Annotated in this window: 18 protein-coding genes; 8 read left to right on the top strand and 10 right to left on the bottom strand. The window is 46.0% G+C overall.

From position 1 onward, the window contains the following. Nucleotides 1-50: 50 nt before the first annotated feature. Complete coding sequence (locus DF182_RS24300; protein ID WP_113618378.1) at nt 51-1,982, bottom strand: SPFH domain-containing protein; 1,932 nt, start codon at nt 1,980-1,982, stop codon at nt 51-53. 477 nt (nt 1,983-2,459) lie between these two features. Between DF182_RS24300 and DF182_RS24305 the strand changes: the two genes are divergently transcribed. From DF182_RS24305 to DF182_RS24325, 5 genes are all read left to right on the top strand, one after another. Continuing rightward, a complete protein-coding gene (locus DF182_RS24305) occupies nt 2,460-2,969 on the top strand; it encodes a GNAT family N-acetyltransferase (protein ID WP_161964245.1) in 510 nt (169 codons plus the stop codon). 412 nt (nt 2,970-3,381) lie between these two features. After that, entirely contained in the window at nt 3,382-4,248 is an 867-nt protein-coding gene (locus tag DF182_RS24310) for an ROK family protein (RefSeq protein WP_113618380.1), read from the top strand. Between the two features lie 550 nt (nt 4,249-4,798). Next, complete coding sequence (locus DF182_RS24315; RefSeq protein ID WP_113618381.1) at nt 4,799-6,070, top strand: Gfo/Idh/MocA family oxidoreductase; 1,272 nt, start codon at nt 4,799-4,801, stop codon at nt 6,068-6,070. A gap of 24 nt (nt 6,071-6,094) precedes the next feature. Next, a complete protein-coding gene (locus DF182_RS24320) occupies nt 6,095-9,466 on the top strand; it encodes a DUF1080 domain-containing protein (protein ID WP_113618382.1) in 3,372 nt (1,123 codons plus the stop codon). A gap of 121 nt (nt 9,467-9,587) precedes the next feature. Beyond that, nucleotides 9,588-10,001 carry a hypothetical protein gene (locus tag DF182_RS24325; RefSeq protein ID WP_113618383.1) on the top strand — a complete coding sequence of 138 codons (414 nt, stop codon included), beginning with the start codon at nt 9,588-9,590 and terminating at the stop codon, nt 9,999-10,001. 76 nt (nt 10,002-10,077) lie between these two features. On the opposite strand, the gene DF182_RS24330 is transcribed toward DF182_RS24325, so the two are convergent. Continuing rightward, nucleotides 10,078-11,292, bottom strand: coding sequence for a cytochrome-c peroxidase (locus tag DF182_RS24330; RefSeq protein WP_113618384.1), 1,215 nt, complete (start codon nt 11,290-11,292; stop codon nt 10,078-10,080). 153 nt (nt 11,293-11,445) lie between these two features. Between DF182_RS24330 and DF182_RS24335 the strand changes: the two genes are divergently transcribed. Genes DF182_RS24335 through DF182_RS32615 form a run of 3 tightly spaced genes read left to right on the top strand, consistent with a single transcriptional unit; the run spans nt 11,446 to nt 14,585 of the window. Continuing rightward, nucleotides 11,446-11,991 (top strand): RNA polymerase sigma-70 factor, encoded by a 546-nt coding sequence (locus DF182_RS24335; protein ID WP_113618385.1) that lies wholly within the window; start codon nt 11,446-11,448, stop codon nt 11,989-11,991. A 10-nt stretch (nt 11,992-12,001) separates the two neighbouring features. Then, a complete protein-coding gene (locus DF182_RS24340) occupies nt 12,002-12,988 on the top strand; it encodes a FecR family protein (RefSeq protein WP_113618386.1) in 987 nt (328 codons plus the stop codon). Further along, a complete protein-coding gene (locus tag DF182_RS32615; RefSeq protein WP_211327200.1) occupies nt 12,945-14,585 on the top strand; it encodes a hypothetical protein in 1,641 nt (546 codons plus the stop codon). Before DF182_RS24340 ends, DF182_RS32615 begins: the two co-directional genes overlap by 44 nt. A 48-nt stretch (nt 14,586-14,633) precedes the next feature. Here DF182_RS32615 and DF182_RS24350 read toward each other — a convergent pair whose 3' ends face one another. The 8 genes from DF182_RS24350 to DF182_RS24385 form a co-directional block, all read right to left on the bottom strand. After that, nucleotides 14,634-16,073 carry a Gfo/Idh/MocA family protein gene (locus DF182_RS24350; RefSeq protein ID WP_113618387.1) on the bottom strand — a complete coding sequence of 480 codons (1,440 nt, stop codon included), beginning with the start codon at nt 16,071-16,073 and terminating at the stop codon, nt 14,634-14,636. A 233-nt stretch (nt 16,074-16,306) separates the two neighbouring features. Continuing rightward, nucleotides 16,307-17,089 carry a M90 family metallopeptidase gene (locus DF182_RS24355; RefSeq protein ID WP_245957528.1) on the bottom strand — a complete coding sequence of 261 codons (783 nt, stop codon included), beginning with the start codon at nt 17,087-17,089 and terminating at the stop codon, nt 16,307-16,309. An 18-nt stretch (nt 17,090-17,107) separates the two neighbouring features. Further along, nucleotides 17,108-18,727 (bottom strand): M28 family metallopeptidase, encoded by a 1,620-nt coding sequence (locus DF182_RS24360; RefSeq protein WP_245957529.1) that lies wholly within the window; start codon nt 18,725-18,727, stop codon nt 17,108-17,110. Nucleotides 18,728-18,929: 202 nt separating this feature from the next. After that, nucleotides 18,930-19,700, bottom strand: a complete 771-nt coding sequence (locus DF182_RS24365) for a LytR/AlgR family response regulator transcription factor (protein ID WP_113618388.1) — start codon at nt 19,698-19,700, stop codon at nt 18,930-18,932. 584 nt (nt 19,701-20,284) lie between these two features. Beyond that, the gene (locus DF182_RS24370) at nt 20,285-20,500 is read right to left on the bottom strand and encodes a hypothetical protein (RefSeq protein ID WP_113618389.1); all 216 of its coding nucleotides are present in this window, start codon (nt 20,498-20,500) and stop codon (nt 20,285-20,287) included. Nucleotides 20,501-20,631: 131 nt separating this feature from the next. Continuing rightward, nucleotides 20,632-21,327 (bottom strand): putative nucleotide-diphospho-sugar transferase, encoded by a 696-nt coding sequence (locus DF182_RS24375; protein WP_113618390.1) that lies wholly within the window; start codon nt 21,325-21,327, stop codon nt 20,632-20,634. Between the two features lie 26 nt (nt 21,328-21,353). Next, nucleotides 21,354-21,911 carry a hypothetical protein gene (locus DF182_RS24380; protein WP_113618391.1) on the bottom strand — a complete coding sequence of 186 codons (558 nt, stop codon included), beginning with the start codon at nt 21,909-21,911 and terminating at the stop codon, nt 21,354-21,356. Nucleotides 21,912-21,948: 37 nt separating this feature from the next. Next, nucleotides 21,949-22,671: a putative HlyD family type I secretion protein gene (locus tag DF182_RS24385; RefSeq protein WP_113618392.1), complete on the bottom strand. Its 723-nt coding sequence runs from the start codon at nt 22,669-22,671 to the stop codon at nt 21,949-21,951. Nucleotide 22,672: the final 1 nt, after the last annotated feature.

Below are 22,672 nucleotides of genomic sequence, written 5' to 3' on the forward strand. Positions count from 1 at the left end.
CAGGGTAACATGAATGGCGAAAGTGAGGATAGGGATGATAAGGTTTATTGTCAATCAGGTTGTTGTTGATCCGGTGTGCTGTTCTGAGCGGCTTGTTTTTTACCGATTTCTTCCAGCAGTCTTAAACCGAGTAGTCCGCTGATGGGGCCATTAGCGCCATCGTTGCCACCGATCAGGATGTCTGGCATGATACGGATGTTTTGTGCACCGATAGCTTCCATCACTTTTAATTGTGTGAAGTTGCTGCCACCCATGGCTTCTACGGCCAGTTTATAGGATTCGGCGCTGGACTGACCGATGGCCAGGATTTTTTCCGCTTCTGCTTTACCGGTGAGAGATATTTTTTCCGCATCTGCTTTGGCGATCCATTCTGTGCGGTCAGCCTCTGCTCTGGCAAGCAGCCTTACTTTTTCTGCTTCACCACTAGCCAGCAGTTTCATACGATCACTTTCCGCGTTAGCCTGCAGACGTACGCTGTTGGCATCACCTGTAGCTTTCTTTACAGAAGCATCGGCGATTCTTTCTGCGATCAGTACGCCCTGGTCAGCTTTTACGATCTCTTTCTGCATTTCGGCTACTGCCGTTTCTTTTTCGAGGGACTGACGGGTTTCCTGAGCCTGGCGTTGTGTTTCGTAAGTCACTTTTTGTTCTTCCGCAATTTTACGGTCGGTCAGTGTTTTCATCAGGCTTTCAGGTGGTACGATATCACCGATGAGGGTATCTACTCCGAAAACGTTGTATTGATCCAGTACTTGTCCTATATGTTCTTTAGCAGCGTTTTGTCTTTCCTTACGGCTGGTGAGGAAGCTGATCACATCGGATCCCTGGGCGGAGTTACGGAAGTAGTTGCCGATAGTAGGTTCGAGTACCTGAGTAACAAGGTTGCTCATGTTACCGAAGCGGGCAATCACTTTCGGTGCTTCTGTGGTAGGGATATGGATGATCTGCGATACGTCGAGGTTGAAGGTAAAACCATCTTTACTCCGTACTGTAATGGTGGAAAGGTTTTTATCCAGCTGGTGTGCTTCACTTCTGGCGGAAGCCCAGTTGAGCACCAGGTTGGTAGTAGGTACCAGTTCCACTTTCATGATGTAGGGGTTGATAGGGTATTTACCGGGTCCTAACGGTTCCGCCCACACGCCTTTGAAACCTTTGGCTACGATGTTGCCGTGTTTGAATTCTGCACCGCTGATGTCTACGCCGTCGCTGCCTACGAAGGAGATGACTACGCCTACATGGCCGATGGCTATTTCAGTCATGCGTACGATTTCCATTTTGGCAAACCAGGGGTTGATGAAATAAGAACCGGCGAGGATCACTTGTTCCTGTAATCCTTTGTAGCCGCCTTTTTCGAGGAAGGCATCCACGTCCTGGAAGTTGTTATGCTCCGGGATGGTTTTACCGGCAATGGAGCCTGTTTCAAGGGCTTTTCCTTCGAGGGTGGTAACAATGCCCACGCCATTTTCGGGGATGGAGACCATGTCGGTGATTTCCACGTCAAACAGGAAGGTATTGATACGATAGGAGCCGGGCGTAATAATGCCTGTCTGCCGGCCTTTGCAGCCACCATTTTCCAGGAAGGCAACGGTATCCTGGAAGGTATCGCAGGCTACTTTACGGGCAAGGATGGCACCGGTGGGCAGTTCAGCACCGTCTTTAGCCATTACAAGACCTATTTTACCGGTGGGGATAAGGGTAAAGGGCTGGAAGGTAACACTGTACTGCCAGATCCATTTCCAGAAGTATACGCCGGGGGCCAGCGTTTGTGCCTGGAAACCGGCTTCACCTCTGGTGGCAAGGATACGTCCTTCGGGCAGTTCCTGTTTGCCGAAGAGCACAAATTTTTTCGTTACAAGCCCGATACGGTCTTCCGGCACGATTATAACGCCGAAGAATATACGAAGAATTACCTTGTAAAGTACCAGGCATAGAATGGGCAGGCCAATGAGCAGTGCCCATGTGAGAACAGGGGTGTTTTGCATGTTGCAGTTGTTAAGTGGTTATGTATGTTGTATGTGATAGGTACAGCGCACAGGAAGGCAGCAGCGGAGCAGAAAAAGTGCAGCGCAACAGCAGGCTGTTAACGAAAACCGTTAACAGTCATTTTACTTCACAGAAAGTTTATTAACAGCTTGGAGGAGAGGTGTTGTAGTTGGTGGCGATAAAGTTGGTCAGGTTGCTACCTGATTGATGGAGGTCCATTGTGTGTGAATTGAGACGTAAAAGTGCATATTATTTTTTATCCGTCAAAATAGCCTGATAATGCAGGTATCAGCGTATTAATCAAATGATAAATACAGTGGCATTGTTTTTTTTACGGCATCAACAAAGCATGGCTTTTACTGATGATTTTTTCAAAAAAACAGGCATAAATATTTTTTTTCCGCATATACAGCGGGTTTACAGCATAGATAACCCGAACGGATATCTTATTTTTAGAGAATAGAATGCATGTTGGTATGTTACAATTTGAATCAGGCATATATCATATACGTCAGCTGTTACCAGCAGAAGCGCCACTTTATAAGACCATGCGGCTGGAAGCCTTACTGCAGGAGGCAGGCATGTTCCGGAGTAAGTATCCTCCCGAGGTTGCTTTGACGGATGAGCAATGGCAGGAGCAGATAACGGATGCCGATAAGGCTGTTTTTGGCCTTTTTGCGGGCGATGAGATGATTGGTATTACCAGGATAATTTTGAGGGGAGAACAGGGAGAAGAAGGTTATCTGGGGCAGTCATATATCCGTAAAGCATACCGTGGAAAAGGGCTTTCAGACCTGTTGTATAAAATAAGGATGGCCTGGGCGGCTGAACATCGGCTAAAACGGGTGTGGGTTAGCCATCGGGAAAGTAATGTAGCATCGAGGGCGGCTAATCAACGTTTTGGGTTTGTATACAGTCACCGGGAGTCCTGCCACTGGCAGGATGGACAGACAGAAGATGTATTGTATTATGTGCTTGAATTGTAAAAGCTGGATAAGAACTTCACCTGATAAGGATGGCATTATCTGCTGGAGTTGTAAAGGAAGATAATGTTTCCTTGTTTACCTGCCGCATCAAAGCCTCTTAGGACACCTGTGTCGTGAACAAAAAATGTCCATCAGCCTGGTAAATGTTTTTCCAGGCAAGTAAATAAACCCGCTCCCGGACATATATGGTTGGTGAACGGAAACTTCTTTTGCAGAGAATGCTTACGTCCTTTTAGGCGTATTCGCTCTTTTCATTTTTCCTTTTGATTTATCAAAAAAGAAGTTATATTGAGCCACATTATCTGTTTTTTTCTTTGCTAAAACGATTTATTTGACATATTGTCAACCAAACAATCTTATATTTGTCGAAAGCTAAAACGATTTAGCCTAAATCTATTATTTTAATTCATTTATGAAAAGTTCCATGGCATTAGGAATTGATATCGGCGGGTCCCATATCACAGCAGCATTAGTTAACCTGGAGACAAGGACGATAGATACTCATTCCTGGAACCGTACGCGTGTCAATTCACAAGGAACCGCAACGGAGATAATTGACGCATGGGCGGCAGTGATTAATGAAGCTTTCAGGGACATCCAACCCGAAAGCAGATATATCGGTATCGGTATGCCCGGACCGTTTGACTATCAGGCTGGCATCAGCATGATGAAAGGTCAGCATAAATATGATGCCCTCTACAACCTGAACGTAAAAAACATGCTGGCTGCAAAACTGCAGCTGGATCCTTCCATGATACGTTTTATCAACGACGCAGGCTGCTTCCTGCAAGGTGAAGTATTTAGCGGCGCAGCCCGCAATTATCAGCATGTAATCGGACTCACCCTGGGCACCGGTCTCGGTTCTGCTACCTATCATGGTGGACAGGCCCAGGACGCTGACCGCTGGTGTTCTCCTTTCCTCGACGGTATGGCAGAAGACTACCTGTCTACCCGCTGGTTCGTAAAGCGATACCAGGAACTGTCCGGTACCGCTGTAAAAGATGTAAAAGAACTAATTACCTATATAGACAGCGATAGCAGGGTACAACAGGTATTCGATGAATTCGCACATAACCTGGCCACTTTCCTGATCGACTTTATCAAAGCTGAATCACCCGAAGCTGTTGTGATCGGCGGTAATATCGCCCAGGCTTCTCAACTGTTCTTCCCGGCTGTAATCCGGGAACTGGAAAAGGCGCATTATCACACTCCGTTACTGGTGGCCGCACTCGGCGAAAAAGCAGCAATCATCGGCGCTGCCAGCATCTGGTACGAATAACATCATCCCAGGACTAAAGTCCTGGGCTAAGTTCGGGGCGCTGAGTCCAGTGCTTAAATCCAGGACTTTAGTAACATCACACTATTATGATATCTCAGGAGATTCCCAAATACTACTATTACGGCATCTCAGGAGATTTCCAATACAGTGCAGCCAGCATCCGATAGGAGTAACATCATCAAAAATAGCCCAGGACTTTAGTCCTGGGCAACTGGATAAGCGTACGCAATACGCTTTGCTGCAGGGCTTCTGCATAAAATCATCTCAAAAAATTATATAAAAAACACAGGGCTTTTTCATCTTCCAAAATCCTGACAAAAAAACAGGAGAGGAGTGTGTAATGCCCGCGCTGGTCCTCATTTCTGTACATTAACCCAACGCCGGCCACCTATCGGGGCTGTTAGTACTCCTTTTGCCGCTTATCACTATTTCAAGCCGCTCCGCTTGCATATGCCCCCCTGACTTTCTATCTTACTACCATTCAACCAGGAGCTTATTATACAGTGAACATCTAACGGAGATCTATACACGTATTCAATCAAACATCTATATGGCAAAACAAAACAGCGATTCAAGGCGGGCGTTCCTTAAAAATTCCCTGGGAGCGCTAGCTGCTTTCACTATTGTTCCAAGGCATGTGCTGGGACGCGGTTATCTCGCGCCCAGTGATCAGCTTACCAAAGCCGTGATTGGCACCGGCGGTATGGGGCGTGGCCATTTTGGTTATGCCGGTACCCGTGTGGTAGCCATTTGCGACGTTGACCGCAATCACCTCAAACTGGGCATGGACCAGCTGGGAGACAAAGGTGTCAAAACATTTTCCGACTATAGGGAAGTGATCACCCTCCCCGAAGTAGATATCGTACACGTAGCTACTCCGCCACACTGGCATGGTATTATCGCTGCCGATGCTGCCCGCGCGGGTAAGGACATATGGTGCGAAAAACCGATGACAGCTACCATCGGTGAAGGCAAACGCCTCGTGGAAGCAGTGCAGCAACATGGCCGTATCTTCCGCCTCAATACCTGGTTCCGTTTCGAAGACCGCTTCTATGGCATGGGCACCACGGTAAAACCCATTAAAAAACTGGTGGAGAGCGGTCTGCTTGGATGGCCGCTGAAAGTCACCGTCAGCAAACATACCGGCTTCGACTGGAAATTTTTCTGGGTAGGCAAAACCAACCTCGACACCATGCCCGTTCCCAAAGAACTTGACTATGATATGTGGCTTGGACCCGCACCGTTCCGCCCCTACAACCCGCACCGCGTACACCAGACCTTCCGTGGCTATTGGGACTACGACGGCGGTGGCCTCGGTGATATGGGACAACACTATCTTGACCCCATTCAGTATTTCCTCGGTAAAGATGATACCAGCCCTGTAAGCGTGGAAGTTGATGCCCCGCAACAACATCCCGATGCCGTAGGCACCTGGAGAAGGATCACCTACACTTACGCCGACGGCTGTCAGATTATTCTCGATGGAGAAGGAAAAGATGAAAAAGCGGCTTATATAGAAGGTCCCAAAGGAAAACTGTACCCCGGCTTTAAATCAGATATCCCGGATCTGGAGAAAAAGCTGGCTGCCTTCCCCGATCCTGCACCACAACAAACCGACTTCGTAGATGCTGTGAAAAACCGTAAGAAATTTGCACTCAACGAAGAAAACGGTCACCGCTCCTGCACCCTCGTCAACATGGGTAAAATAGCGCTTCGCCTGAACCGCTCCCTCCAGTTTGACCCGGTGAAACAGGAATTCATCAACGACGCAGGCGCCAATGCCCTGATATTCCAACCCATGCGCGGCCCCTGGACCATCTAATATTACAAGTAAGAAACAGCATCAATGAAAAAGATATTACACATACTTATCGCACTGCTGGTGGGCTGGAACAGCCTGGCCCTGGCCCAGGGCCCTTCAGACCAGCGAGCCTTTCATACCAAAATTGCTGATGTGCTGGCGCTGATGCCTGCCTCTAATAAAGAGCAGTTCAATACCAACATGGAAGCGATTGCCGCACTCGGACAGGATGGCGTGACCACCATCGCCGGTATGCTGGCTCCACAGGGCAAAGGCGACAATACCCAGTTGCAGTATGCGCTGGCGGGTTATGCCTATTACGTTACACAACCTGGTAAGGAAGCCAAACGTAAAGAAGCCGCCGCTGCTTTCTGCAAAGCCATCAACAAAACCACCGATCCGGAAAACAAAGTATTCCTGATCACCCAACTGCAGACCACCGGCGATAATGACGCGGTGAGCACCCTGCAGCCACTGCTGGCTGCGGATCGTTTCTGCGATCCTGCTGCCCGTGTGCTGGTGAAAATAAATACGCCTGCTGCCCAGCAGGCATTACTGGGCGCTCTGTCTACTGCCAGTGCGGCCAATCGTATTACGCTTACAGAAGCGTTGGGGGATGCCCGTTATACTGCTGCAGTACCGGCTATCACCGCGCAACTGGGCAACACCGACAAAAAGCTGGTGAAAGTGTCTCAGTATGCGCTGGCACAGATTGCTGATCCTTCGGCTGCGACTGTGCTGGGTAATGGTGCCGCTAAAGCAGGCTATACATACGATGTTACCGATGCTACCTCTTCTTATCTGTACTATGCAGGACAGCTGGCCGCCAACGGCAATAAAGCTGCTGCACAGAAAATAGCAGAAGCCCTCGTAAAACAATGTGCTGCAGATGCGCAGGTACATACCCGTACAGCAGGACTTAAACTGCTGACCGATATCCTTGGGGAAAAAAGCATGCTCTGGGTAAGCCAGGCCGTTGCAGGTAAAAACAATGAATACCGCGATGCTGCATTGAAATTTGCCGCACCCTTTGCTGCAGCCACTTCTGTGGTGTGGCAGACACAACTGAAAAAATCCTCCGATGATACCAAAGCGGCTATCATCGGTATGTTGGGAGAAAACAAGGTGAAATCTGCACTGTCTACCGTAAGTGGATATACGAAAAACGGTAATGAAGCCGTAAGGCTCGCTGCCATCGCAGCTGCTGCCAGGATTGGCGAAACAGCCACCCTGCCTGCATTGCTGGATATCATGAAAACAGGTTCTGCTGCAGATATCAATGCTGTAAAGACAGCCCTGCGACTGATGCCCGGCAATGAAGTGGTACAGCAGTCCGGCGCAGTACTGGCAGCTATGCCTGCTCCTGCACAAACAGCGCTGCTCGAAGTGCTGGCCGCCCGCAAAGCAGACAGCCGCGTAAATGATGTACTGGCCCTGACCACCAGCAATAACGCTGACGTGAAAGCTGCAGCCATGGCTGCCCTGAAAGATGTGGCCAGCAAAAACAACACCCCTGCATTATTCGCACTGTTGAACAACGCCGGCTCCCAGCAGGAAATCAATCATATCCAGACAGCCCTGATCAATGCAGGTGCTACCAGCGATGATGTGTTGCCGCTGATGAAACAGGCGTCTGCTGCCAACCAGTCCCGTTATCTGGGTGTACTGGCAGGTATCGGTCAGCCTTCCGCACTGGAACCGGTGATGAATGCCTTTACTACCGGCAACGCAGCTACGAAAAAAGAAGCAATAGCTGCCCTGGTAGACTGGAAAAATGCTGCCGCTGCACCCGCCCTGCTGAAAATAGCCCGTGATCCTGCCAACAGCGACTATCGTGAGCAGGCACTGGCTGGTTATATTGCCCTCACCAAAAAATCAGGGTATCCTGCAGAACAGAAAGTGCTGATGCTGCGTAACGCTATGGAGTTGAATCCTTCCGCGCCGCTGCAGAATCAGATCCTGTCTGGTGTGGAACAATGCAAAACTTTCCCAGCCCTGCTGTTTGCTGGTGAATACCTGGATAACTCTGCCGTACAACAGAATGCTGCAATGGCTGTCATGAACATCGCCCTTGCCAATAAATCCTACAACGGTGCCCTCGTTCGCCAGCTGCTCGAAAAAACCAGCAATGTGCTGAAAGGTGGTGATGCAGATTATCAGCGTCAGTCGATCCGTAAATACCTCGCTGAAATGCCTGCCGGCGATGGCTTCGTGGCAATGTTCAACGGCAAGGACCTCAGTGGCTGGAAAGGCCTCGTGGAAAACCCTGTCGCCCGCGCCAAAATGGACGCTAAAACCCTCGCCAAAGCACAGGATAAAGCCAATGAAGCCATGCGCAAAGGCTGGTCTGTAAAAGACGGTCTGCTGATCTTCAACGGTCAGGGTGATAATCTCTGCACTGAAAAAAAATATGGTGACTTCGAAATGCTCGTAGACTGGAAAATCACTGCCAATGGCGATGCCGGCATCTACCTCCGTGGATCACCCCAGGTACAGATCTGGGACACTTCCCGCATCGATGTAGGTGCACAAGTGGGCTCCGGTGGCCTCTACAACAACCAGCAAAACGAAAGCAAACCACTCAAACTGGCTGACAACGCCATCGGTGAATGGAACCACTTCCGCATCATTATGAAAGGTGACCGCGTAACCGTTTATCTCAACGGCGTACAGGTAACCGACAACACCATCCTCGAAAACTACTGGGACCGCGGCCTGCCTATCTTCCCCGAAGAACAGATTGAACTGCAGGCACATGGCACCTATGTAGCCTACCGTAACCTGTACATCAAGGAGTTACCCCGTGTAAAACCTTATGTATTAAACGATGAAGAGAAAAAAGCAGGTTACAAAGTAATATTCGATGGCACCAACATGCACGAATGGACCGGCAATACCAAAGATTATGTAATTGATAACGGAGACCTGGTGATCTATCCTACCAATGGTGGTCACGGTAACCTCTATACGAAAAAAGAGTATCGCAACTTCTCCTTCCGTTTCGAATTCCAGCTTACTCCCGGCGCCAACAACGGTCTGGGTGTACGTGCTCCGCTCACCGGCGACGCAGCCTATGAAGGCATGGAATTACAGATCCTGGACAACGAGGCCGATATCTATAAAGATCTGCATGTATATCAATATCATGGCTCTGTATACGGTGTAATCCCTGCAAAGAGAGGTTACCTCAAACCAGTAGGAGAGTGGAACTATGAAGAGGCGATCGTAGAGGGTACCCATATCAAAGTGATTCTCAATGGTACTGTGATCCTCGATGGTGATATCGCGGAAGCCCGTGAAAAAGGTACGCTGGACCATAAACAACATCCCGGCCTGAAAAATGAAACCGGCCATATCGGTTTCCTGGGACATGGATCTATCGTACGTTTCCGGAATATCCGTGTGAAGGAACTGTAAAGAATTCTTTTCATGTAAAAACGCTTTGGCAATGTAGTTGTCAAAGCGTTTTTTTTATCAAGTATGTTGTTCACACAAATAGGGGATGTACTTTACTCAGAAGCTATCATACTTTTAGTATATGATAGAAAATAGGAAATTCAGTAAGGGCCTTAGTGTGCTGGTCCAGATAGTTTACATGCTATTGTTGAGTGGCTTTATCTATATTATGGTCACTGTAAAAAACTATTATGTTACTGTAGGATGTTATGTTATTCTGCTGATGGGAATACTCTATCAAATCAGGAAAATAATCAAAGAAGATGATGGTGAGTGGCCAGAGAATAACTGGTGGTTGGGGGCAAGGACTGTAGGTTATTACATAGGTGTCTACATTTTTCTTTTTTGGGGAGAAAAGGATGCTTTTGAAGGCGTTTTTTTACTCGTTGTAAAGATAGCAGTAGGGATAGTGATGATGATTTATCCGGTTGTTCTTTGGCGAAGAACTGTTCAGATAAAGAAGAGGAGAGAAGCGGAGCAGGAAGAAGAAGCTTAATACTTTTTATCAAAATGTTATTTAAAGACCGGCACTATAGGGGGGCTCCTTATAGTGCCGGTTTTTTTATGACAGCTTATTTAAATGGATCTGAATATTTCGGATCTGTGATCAGCTGCTGATCGGTCAGTGTATGCAGAAAAGCGATGATGTCACTTTTATCCTGGGAAGTTAACGGAATGCCTGGTTTACCTCCCTGGAAAAGCTGTATCCCGATATTCGGATTTTCTTTGGCCCCGGACTGATAATGATTCATGACTTCTTCCAGTGTGGCAAAGCGGCCGTCATGCATATATGGTGCGGTGAGCGCCACATTGCGCAGGCTTGGGATTTTAAAGGTGCCCTGGTCGGCGGGTTTGTGGGTAATTTCCCCGATGCCTTTGTCGGTGTAGTCGGTTTCCAGGCCGTTGTTGGAACCGAAGCCTATATTGATACCGGTGTTGTCTGCGATCAGGAAAGTGGGTATCTTCCCGGTACCGGCATTATTCAGGTCGCTATGGCATTCAGCGCACATTTTGACCTGCATCAGGTGCAGCCCATTTTTCTCTGCTGCATTGAAGTTGCTGAAATTGCTGGCGATACCTTCATCGTATTTAGAGCGGAAGGAGACGATACTGCGTACAAACTGTGATAAGGCATTGGCAATCCTGGCGGAGGTAACGGCCTCACTGCCAAATGCCGCCTTAAACAGCGCAGGGTAATAGGAGATACCGCCAAGCTTTGATTCCAGCGCTGCTAGCGAGGGCATGCCCATTTCAATATGATCGAGTATAGGCATTAACGTTTGTGTTTCCAGGTCGGCTGCCCGCATATCCCAGAACATGGCTTTGGTGCCGGAGAAACGCATGTTGACAATAGTCATACTGTTGCGGCGGGTAACGCCGTTGTCAAAGCCGGATGACTGGGCTACGCCATCGGTGAAAGCCTTGTCCTGGTGGTGGCAGGAGCCACAGGAGCGGGTGTTGTTGACAGAAAGGACTTTGTCGTAAAACAATACCCTGCCTAAAGTGGCGCCGGCATTGGTGATAGGGTTGCCGGCCGGGGTAACGTCCAGTTCTGGTCGCAGGTTCAGGAAGGCCTGTATATAAGGTGGCATGTTGTTACGGGTAGCAACGTAGTCGTACAGTGTACCTGGCAGGTTAGGGGTTCCGGGGGTAGCCGGAGTGCCAGGGGTAGTTGGCGGTGGTTTGGATGGCCCTTCGCCTGTCCCGGGTTTGTAGACATCATCATTTTTTTTACAGGCAGCTACGGTGAACAGCAATATGAGGGCGATAAAAAGCTTTTTGTTCATAGTTTCCTTGGTTTTGCTTTAATACACACTCAGGAGATTTTTCCCTTATGGAAAAAGAAATAAATTATTTTTGGCGCCGGTATAAGGGTTTTTTGAAGGTGGGGTGTATAGTTATAAGAAGCTATTGAAATAATCACGGTAAGCAGCTAACGAGTGAACATATATTTTGGCAAAGCTAAAGACCAGGATAAACTGGTGGAAGAATATTTTCAAACCTACTTCGAAGGGCTGCATCGTTATGCCTTTACAATTCTGAAGGACAACGATGACGCAAAAGATGCTGTGCAGGCCGTTTTTCTGAAGCTATGGGAGAAAAGAAAGGAGATAGATGAACAACAGTCGGTAAAATCGTATTTGTATACGGCCGTATATCATTACTGCCTTAACATAAAGCGGCACCAGAAGGTGAAAGACAGTTACATGGCTTATCACCAGCCTGTATACGAACATCGGAATGAACTGGTTGGCAAGGAAACACACCGCAAAATTATGGAGCATATTGAAGCGCTGTCTCCTCAATGTAAACTTATCTTCAGTAAAAGCCGGTTTGAAGGATTAAAATATGCTGAAATAGCCGCCGATATGGGATTGTCAGTTAAAACGGTGGAAGTGCAGATGGGAAAAGCTTTGAAGATATTGAGGGCCAAACTTTTCGATATAATGATGATACTGTTAGCCTGGCTGTTTTTTAAGTCATAATTTTTTTATCATGAGCAATGTTGAATCCCTGCCATATGAGTTGTTAGGTAGATATTTTTCCGGAGAAGCTACGCCGGAAGAAGCCATCGCTGTCGATGACTGGATGAGGACCCACCAGGACAACCAGGTGGTATATGATCAGGTGGCTGCCTTGTGGGATAGTGCTGTATTACAGCAACGTTATCAGTTGCCCGACAAGGAAACAGCTTTACGGGAGCTGAAATATAAATGGAATCCACCGGTGGTGAAAAGATCATTTCCGGCACTTAAGATAGCTGCAGGCCTGGCATTGCTGGTAGGCGTGGCTGCCATTCTGATGCTGCAGCTGCGGCGGCAGCCGGAGAAGACTACCCTCGCGATGATATCAAGGCAAACGGCCACGGATATATTCCGTGATACCCTGCCGGACAATTCGCTGGCAGTATTAAACAGCCATTCGGCTATCCGCTATGCACCTGGTTTCACAGATAGCGTCCGGATGGTTAATTTGTCTGGTGAAGCCTGGTTTGATGTAACTTCGCATCCTGATAAACCGTTTATAGTAGCGGTCGGGGATGTTCGGGTGCAGGTACTGGGAACAGCTTTTAACGTAAAACAATCGGAAGAGAAAATATCAGTGATGGTGAAAAGTGGTCTTGTCAGGATGTCGAGAGGAGATAGCAGTATACTTGTCAAAGCAGGCCAGGAAGGGATTTACAACATCGCTGGTAAGGAACTGGGGCTTACAGGAGGGGCGTTCAACGGAAATCAGATGGGATATGCCACCAGGATCTTTAACTTTGAGAACATCACGCTGAAAGAAATTGTGGCTCAGCTGGAAAAGGCTTATGGTATCAAAGTGATACTTGAAAACAAAGCATTGGAAAACTGTACCATGAGCAGCTCATTTGAAAACAAACCTATAGAATACGTTTTTGAGGTTATATCTGTTACATTGAATGTTACTTGCAGATTTGAAAAGGACAAGGTGTTTGTCAGCGGCGCCGGTTGTAATTAATGGCCGGCAGTGGTTCACAGCGATAGTTTTGCTGCTGTTGGGAATAACATCGGAAGGTAGCGCACAGCAGGCTGCCGTTAATCTCCGGCAGAATATTACAGTGGGAACCAGCGAAATCCGCCTGGATGTTTTGCTGCAACTGGTCACCAAACAAACGGGTGCCCGTTTTTCTCTGAATACCCGCAAGTTTTCCCCTTCCATGCTGATCCATGTGCAGAAGAAGGTACAACCCCTGTCTGTATTACTGGAAGACATCCGGCAACATACCGGTATCAGTTACCGTCTGCTGGGCGGACATATTATTTTCGTAGATGCGCCACCGGTAAAGGAGCCTTCGCCTCCCAAAAAAAAGGAAGTGACCACTAAAATACCTGCTTCTTCTCCGGCTATAAAAGCTATTCCTTCCCTGAAATCTTTATCCGCGCCCTCTATCGCTTTAACACCACTTACTTACAATATTGGTCCAGCCAGTGGTATAGACTCCGTATTTGTGGCAAGAGATACCATAAAGCCGCCGAAGGACACCGGTTTGCTGAATCTGTCTTTGAAAAAGCATATAGCAGATTCCGTGAAACACCGGAAGGACACTGGTTTGCTGAACCTGTCTTTGAAAAGGCCCACAACAGATGGCCAGGGATGGGGACTCGGACTGGGATGGGGACTGGGTACCATAGAATGGCCCGGGTTCCGTAGGGATACCAGTTTACGGTATCGTTCTTCCTGGAAGCCTGTTACGGATAAAAAGGAGTGGAGCCTGGGTATTATCAGACTACCGGGCCTTCATAGAGAGCTGGATTCCCTACAGCAGCAACAACAGCTGCAACTGCAACAACAGCAACAGTTACAGCAACTGCAAAACCAACAACAGTTAAGCGCACAACAGTTACAGCAGGAACAGCAAAAGCAGCAGTCATCTACCAAAAACAATCATACAACATCAACGGCTACACGAAATAAACAAACAACAAAATCCGGTAAATCACGTGACTCATTTCTGAGTAACCTGTTCAGAGGTAATACCCGCTCTTTTTCCCACACCACGGATGGGGAACCCGTGAGAGAAGGGATGATACCTTTTATCAATGCTGGTTTTACGGTAGATGAAGCTTTTTATGCCAATCCGGGTCTGCAGGCCGGGATGCCTTTTTTATACGTTACCGCTTCCTGGAGTTCCAATTTCACTAATTCCGGATTTCGTTATGGTCTGGGTACTTCCATCAGGTTAGCGGAAGATTGGCGCCTGCACCTGCAGGGCACAGCCATGAGTAAGATGACTTTCCCCTATGATTCTTCCGGGTGGCCCAGGTCAATACAAATGCAGTTGCTAAAGCTGTCATTAAATGTGGAACGTCGGCTGGGGGATCATTTCAGGTTACAGGCCGGTGTCTCTTTCAATAGATTACAGACGGAGTATTTTAGCCAGAACAGAGCTCTGCCCTTGAATAATAAGGAAGAAATTGCACTGAGAAATGTGAAATATTTTAAACCTCCCTATACCATTAGTAATAGTTATTCAGAAGGGGAGTCAAAGAATAATCGTGCCTGGATTGGTTTTCAGATAGGATTGTATTACCATCTTGGTTTACGCAGGAATTAGTTTTTGATGCAGGAATTTTAAAAAAAAATTCCTGCATCAAAATAAATGCTAAACCCGTAAATGTTCCTTCCGCTGTACATGCGACATATACGCCGCTGACATCATTTTTACACTGTCAAGATGAGTGTTGATGTTGGACACCAGTTGCGTTTTGGGGATATTGCCCAGGATGAAGTCCAGGAACTCTTTTACAACGGCAGTTTTCGATTGTTCAGTGAGTAGTTTGGAGTCATCCAGATGATGTCGGAGGGCGATGTCTTTCATGTTGATAACCTCCAGGGGCTTTTCTCCTCCCAACACACCGATGTTGCGGAAAATGTAGATATCGAAGTGATTGTTCCCGCCCACCAGATAATCTTCAGCGTTGTTCTGATGGTGTTTGTCTTTAGCCTGGTAGGAATGTATCTGTATGTTCTGGAACGGGCCCTGTTGAATGTGGTGATATTCGTGCTTCACACGTCCATTGCCTTTGTAGAGGTCACTGCCGGGCATGATCCAGTTCCTTCTTGCAAAGCTGTTATGCAGCAAGTTGATGGTGATGTTGGCGATGTTCTCTTCTTCTTTTAGCAGGCGTATGATCATAGCAGCATCCATTTCGCCATAATCCTTGTAGAGCTTCTGTAATTCGTGATGGCTGTATTGCCGGACATTGCCGTAATCCTTATCGAAATAATTGACATAATCAGCTTCTGTGAGCTGTTTGAGGAATCCGCGTGGCTGTACCATAGAAGATATTACTTCCATGCTGTCGGGTAGTTTGGAGGCGATACCGGGTGCCCGGAACAACTGGCAGACAATGTCGAAGATATGATAACCGCTATGGGATATCTTACCATATCCTTTGTTGTAAGGATGATAATCCTGTGTGACGATTTCTGAAGGGAGACGCCACTGGCCGTCACAATGGGTAGACTGGATATTGGTGACAGGACAGTTTGTGGCGACGGCTACTTCGCGGATACGTTCCATCGCCAGCTGGAAGCCAGGATGGTAGCGGCGCTGAACATTTACCGTAAATACGGTGGATTTACGTTGTTGCAGTTCATTGTACATCTTCAGCAGGTGCAGGTAATCATCCAGAATACCCCGGGCATGGGCCAGGTCTGAAATCGCATGATTGCGCGTGGTCACCGGTTTATCCATGAGGATATGCAGTCCGAGGCCCAGCGCCCATTCTGCATAAGCTTTGTGAACAGTCGGTTCTGTGGCGATGATCACGGCATTGATCTTGTTTGCTGTTACAAAATTATCGAGGGTGGCCTTCAACGTGGTTGGCAGCTCATCTGCAAACGGATCGATAAAAAGTGTGGGAATCTGGTATCCGTTCTTTTCAAAATGCTGTTCAACATTGGACGCTTCAGCTTTTACATCGATAGCGAGGGAAATCTCAACCGGGTATCTCTTTTTCAGATCGGTGACAGCGGGTAGATACACTCTTTTGGAATGAGGGCCAATTCCAACTAAGATAAGTCTAATGGGTTCTTTCATTGGCTTGAGGTTTTCAGTAGTAAAATTTAACGTTGTGAAATTTATATCTAATACTGGTCAGGGTTTGGGGCATAAAACTAAGGCATCTTATGATACATGTGGCGGACAGTATTTTACATTATCATTAATTTGTGTGGAGATAAAAACAGAGTGGGGCTGTTTCAACAAACAGACACTCCCGTCTGTAAAATCCGGGAGTGTCCTGCATTTAAACAATGTTTTCTATGGTAAGATCAGACACCTCCTTTGGCTGGGTCCTGCTGAAATATATGTGTCAGCATTTTATACAGCTCCGGATGTTTTTCTGCCAGCTGGTCGGGCCGTTCAAAAAAGTATTCTGATATCACAGCAAAGAACTCTGCTTCGTTGGTGGCGCCGTAAGGATTAATATCCGTGCGGCCTTCGGCCATTTCCTGAATGGTCTGGTGTACCAGCTTTAACCACGGGATGCTGTAACTGTGTTCCAGCAGTTTGGTAGGCATACCATCCGCATAGCCGTCTGCTTTGTCGAGCAGATGTACAAACTCGTGGATGGCAGTATTGCTTTTATCGGTGGTGTTGGAGAAGCCTTCCCGCAGGGCAGAACGGGACAGTATCATCTGTCCGTTGAGAGGGCCGCTACCTACCATACCCAGGATATTACGGTTGTTGCCTTCGTATTGGTAGCTGCTGTCAAAAGTATCCGGATAAAGGATCACATTGGTGAGGTTGAAGTACTCCCAGTTTTTAAAACCAAAGATGGGAATGATAGCACTGGCGGCTACCAGTACACGGTCCAGCGGTTCTACCGGAGTACCTACTCCTTCAATATGCGTCCTTTTGAGGAAACGTTGTAGCTGTTGTTCAAAGCGTAATTTGTCTGTTGCGTTGAGTTGCTGATAATAACGCACATGAGACTGCAGCAGTTCCCGGTAGCTGTCGGGAACGGCTGTCTTTTTAAGTTTATGGCGGGAGAACATGTTCACGATGGAGAGGAACAGTATCAGCCCTATCATGATTAATCCGAATAAGACCATGGTGCAGGGTATAAATGGTTATTTCCGGTATGCCTTGAACTCAGAGCCTTTTTTCCACTGAGGGAAAGTGCTTTCATTGCTGAGGGTATAACCTACGTTAAACATGAGGCGTACATCTTCTACCATACCGTCCATTACCCAGGTATCAGGGTTGAACTCATCGGCAGGGGAGTGGTAACGTAAACGGTTATACTCCGCCGTTTTTTCCTTGCCGGAGCCGGGAGCTTTGCCCACGATATCATTACCTGGGCCGAGGTATAATCCGGGTACGCCCTTCTTAGCAAAGTTAAAATGATCTGAGCGGAAAAACCAGCCGCCTTCGGGGTTGGCTTCCGGTACTGTTACGCGGCCTTGCAGGGCTGCAGCACGACGGGCATATTCATCCAGTTCTGACTGGCCCATGCCTATGACAGTGATGTCTTTGGTGCGGCCGAAAGTATTGAGTACATCGAGGTTGATATCGGCAACGGTTTTTTCGGGAGCAAACACCGGGTGAGAGGCATAGTACTCGGAGCCCAGCAGGCCTTGTTCTTCACCGGTAACGGAGAGGAAGAGAACAGACCGTGCCGGTTTGGTTTTGAGGCTGCTGAAGGCGGTGGCCAGTTCCAGCAGTCCGGCAGTACCGGTAGCGTTGTCTACCGCACCGTTGTAAATAGAGTCACCTTTTACCGGCTCACCAATTCCAAAGTGGTCCCAATGGGCGGAAAACACCACACATTCCTGCGGTCTTTTGGTACCTGGAAGTATGGCCAACACATTATGGGAAGTAGATTTTTTGATGGTATTATTGATGACCAGCGATGTTTTCAGATGAAGGTCAACTGGCTTAAAGTCTTTCTGTCTGGCTTTTTCCATGATATCCGGGGAGATGCCTGCGAGCTGGAAGATTTTTTTGGCGGCATCCTGGGTGATCCAGCCTTCCAGCGCGGTCCTGGACATATTGTTGTCTGCTGTCTGCAGGTGTAGTTTGGAATTGGACCATCCGCTGCGTACTACTTTCCAGGGATAACTGGCAGCAGCAGTCTCATGAATGATGATAACGCCGGTAGCGCCTTGTCGGGATGCTTCTTCAAATTTATAGGTCCAGCGGCCGTAGTAGGTCATGGTGCGACCTTTGAAAAGGTTATTGTCAGCGAAGCCGGGGTCGTTGATCATCACGATCACGGTTTTACCTTTTACATCGAGGCCTGCGTAGTCATTATGTCCGTATTCCGGAGCCACAATACCATAGCCGGCAAATACCAGTTCCGAATTGCTGATGTTTACCTGGTCCTGTACGCGGCGGGTGGCAGCTACATAATCATCGAGGTATTGTAAGGCCACCTCGCCGCCGGCGCCTTTGATGACCAGATTGCCGGCTGGTTTGGAGGCAATGGATACCATGGGTACATCCTGAAAATAGCTGTTGCCATTGCCTGGTTTCAGGCCCAGTGCTTTAAACTGGCGGGCCAGGTATTGAATCGTGCTGTCTTCTCCCCGCGTAAATGGCTTGCGGCCTTCAAAAGCATCGGATGCCAGTACCTGAATATGTTTCGCGAAACTGTTGGCATTGATCGCTTTGATAGCGGTTGAGTCCTGGGCCTGTACTCCCTGCAGCATCAGGGAAGCGGCCACACTGAATAATAACGGTGCTTTCAAAATAAGACAATTGATGATAAAACAAAGATCACTAGTGGATAACCCATGGGATAAGATCTGCATATCCTCGATCAGGCTCCTGCTGTCCCATAACAGGGGGTACAGCAACAAAACTAATCACGTGACCTCAAATCTATGGGATAAAATCCAGATAGGCAAAGTATGAGCGGTCCGGGCTTATGATAGTTTCCCGTATATGTTATCAGAATCCGGTATATAAGAGTTTGATCTTATCTCTGTACCGGATACCAATCGGAATTTCCTTATTGAAAGTAGTTTCAATAACATTTCCGTAAATGGAAATAATGGAATTAATAGCTATAATGTATGACCTGTTAACCCTGATAAAATCTTTGTTTCCCAGGTACATTTCGATAGTGGACATGGAAAGATGGGTGATATATTTTTTGTCCTTATAGTGAATGATGATATAGTCTTTTAATGCCTCTACAAATTTTATGTCAGGCTTCCACATCCTGTATATTCTCTTGTCGCACTTTATCCATATGTATTCTTCATTATTCATGTTGTAATTAATCATCCCAACAGCACCCGGTGTTTCTTCCCTGTTCGGTTCCAGAGTATCAACATTTTCAGCCGGAAATCTGATTGTAAGCAACTTATTCAGTGACTCCGCAAATCTGTCATAGGATAATGGCTTCATTAAATAGTCATATACATTATTATGGTAACCATCGATAGCATATTTGGATTCATACGATGTAATGATAAGATGCTTACATACTTTAGGTGAAATGGCAGATAGATATTGATATTCCCGCAATCCGGACATATGTATATCTATATACATTATCTCCGGTGTAAAATCATAGGAAAAATTAAGAGCATCATGGATACTATGAAAACTTCCGACTAGTTCTATGTTCTGAGTGCTCTGGATGTAGTTTTTAAGCAAATCATTTGAGCTTGCATCATTATCTACAATGATTGCACTTAAATGAGACTTACACATAAGAAGGCATTATTTGGTCACCAAAAATGGATATTATGAGATTTAGAATTCATGATTAAGTAGTCAGACTGATGGTTGAATCTAGTTAATGGGTTCTGAGGTCCTAAATTTTTTAGGATAGTATTTGCTCAATAAATTGAATATATGTGACACGCTACAATAGGGGGGGCATATTCAACAGATTGATATTTTAAATATAATAAAATTTTAAAAATAAAAAATAAATTTTTTATTGCATTTTAAAAAAAGTAAATATTACTAATCGTCCGGGGATCTACAAGATAGGATTACGTATGAACCATATCGCCTGGTTCTTTTCCAACCATACAAAGGACGTTTTTAAGACGAATAAAGGTCGCTGTATTTTTTAGTGTGTGATTGACAATTAATTGTAAATATTGTCAGTGATGTAGAACTGAAAGGTTGAGTTAATAGGAGCGTGGCTACAGTTGGCGAAGCTTACAATACTGCAAAGGATAATGTTATATGCTCAAATCATTCACCGGATAATCGTGGAGATATCATTACTTTCTGTCTTGACAAAAAATCTGGTCAACGTATAAATACATTGACCAGATTTGGCATTAGTTTTTCAGCCATCCGCCAGAAATGTGAGCCTGGCCGAACTCGCCTTCAGTTGGATTGGTAGGGCTTACAGGGCCGCCGCCGGAGATAGCGTCTGCGTTTGTAATCTCTTCACCCAATTCTTTCAGGAAAGATTCTTCGATGCTTCCCAGTTTGCTTTTTAATTGATCTTTAGATAATGCGCTGAGATCAATTGTGAATTTTGAGCTAGCCATAAAAAAAATGGATTTAGTTAACAATACATTGAATATAGACTAAGGATCTGCAGGGGAAAAAATAATTAGACGAGTGTGATGCTTTTGTAGATGAGTTTTATAAAATCAGGAGTATATTGAAAATAGAAAAATCAGGCGTTTTTTCTCTTCAATTCATTCCAGTCAATAAAATTTTCAAGCAGGTGTTTTTTGCTGTTTAATCCAACGGTGAAATTGGCATGGTACATTAAAATATCCAGGTCAGGAAAAGGTATGTCCTGGCCGGATTGCCATATTGGACGTCCATCACGGGATAAATTGTAGAACCTTTTTGATAACGGCTTGTATTGCACACCAGAACTATTTTTTAGGAAATAATTCATATTCTGCTGATCTGTATATCTGTCATTATAGTTGGAGAGTAGCGCATTGAAAAATGCCCGTGTTTGCGAATGTATTTTACAAATAAAGAACCCGCAGCATAAGTTGTGGTTTATACTCAATTCTCCTCCGTCATTCTGAAATGCTATATCATCGTGCGCCAGTTCATTAATTATTTCATACCTGATATCGTCAAAGAAAATGATGTCAACATCAGAGAAAACCACATACTCAGCATCCGTCAGTTGAATAAAATCGTTTACAAAACTGATTTTCTCTTTCATCTGTTTATTCCAGTTGATACTGCCAAACTCCCCGTTACATAACTGATCACTCGTTTTTATGACCAGTTCAAAACTATTACTCAGATACTGATTGTAACTGGGCAGGAAGAACCTGTCAAATAATATTTTATGAGAGGGAGAATAATAGGTGAGTAGTGGAATTTTATCGGTTAATATATTCATGGTTTTGGGAATTACGAACGAAAATCTTAATGGGCGTAATCATGATAGATATGTGGATGATGGGATCTCACCAGGTCCAATAACTTTTGGTTTTGTGATTGAGATGCCAGTTCTTTTTTAAACAACTGGCGGAGATCATTGTCATCATCGCTGATGTATTCATGGCGTTTGTCAAATGGAACAAAAATAATTTTCCCCAGTTCGACTAAATCTTCAATATACTTTGGAACATCGTCTACTCTGATCTCTTCAATGGGTTGAACAGCGTATTCCGACATCACTTCTCCTCTCCATCCGCCTTCTACAGCATGGAACCCATTTTTTTTAAGTAAATATATTGACCCTTTCTTCCCCTGGAATCTATATTGTATCCCATTTCTCACCCGTTCAATGATAAATGGGGGGCCGCCTGCTCCTCTTAAAAGGAGACTACAAAAATAGTCACCGCCTGTTTTGTTGAGAAAAAGAGAAGCGATGTAAAAATCGGTTGTTGCGTACAATACATTTTTATGAAGCAGACCTGAGTATTGAGGTACTAATGTTTCCAGGTGTTGTATATTACTTCCATGGAATAAATAATCCATAATCGTTTGGGTTTAGAAAAGACCATTTCCGTTTTTTTTATTTCCTGAAGACACTGCCAAATATCCGTTCAAATACACTTTTTTCATCTATCTGTATCTCCGCATCTCCTTGCATAACAGGTTGCTGGGGCAGCAATCTGTTAGTCGTAGTAATTAATTTATCGCTGTTTAGTTCTACGATAGCTGTATGCTCATGTTTACTAACATCGGGCATGATACCGGATATCTTTCCTTCCAGTATGCCATATTCCTGGGCAGGATAATTATCCAGATTAATCCATACTTTCTGTCCGGCTTTGATCTTTCCTACATTTCCATCGGTACTTTTAAGATAAACATCAACGCCTGGTACTTTTGGTATGATGCATATGGAATATAGCAGTGTATCATTTTTACCTGCTTCTTTTGATGTATAAACAATACCATCCAGCGGTGATGTGGCGTACCAGTTTTTTCCCGTACTGATATCCTGCCTGACCAGTAGGGTGTCTCCACGGGATACGGTGTCTCTGTTGTTTACAAGAAATTCCAACATCTGGCCGGTGTTGTTTTTTATGATAAGACTTTCAGGTGGGTTTTTGGTGTAGATGGTCACCTTTGCCTTCACCAGTTCCGGATAAGGTATGCGGGAGCTAAGCACCAGGATTACGATCGCTACAAGCAGCATCCATAACAATCCTGATCTGATCAGCCGATGGGGTACATGGCCAATCAGTTCTTCCATTTCCTGGCTATATTGCTCGTTTGTTCCAACTGGCATA

Origin of the sequence: Chitinophaga flava (assembly GCF_003308995.1) — a bacterium.
Classification (GTDB): Bacteria; Bacteroidota; Bacteroidia; order Chitinophagales; family Chitinophagaceae; genus Chitinophaga; species Chitinophaga flava.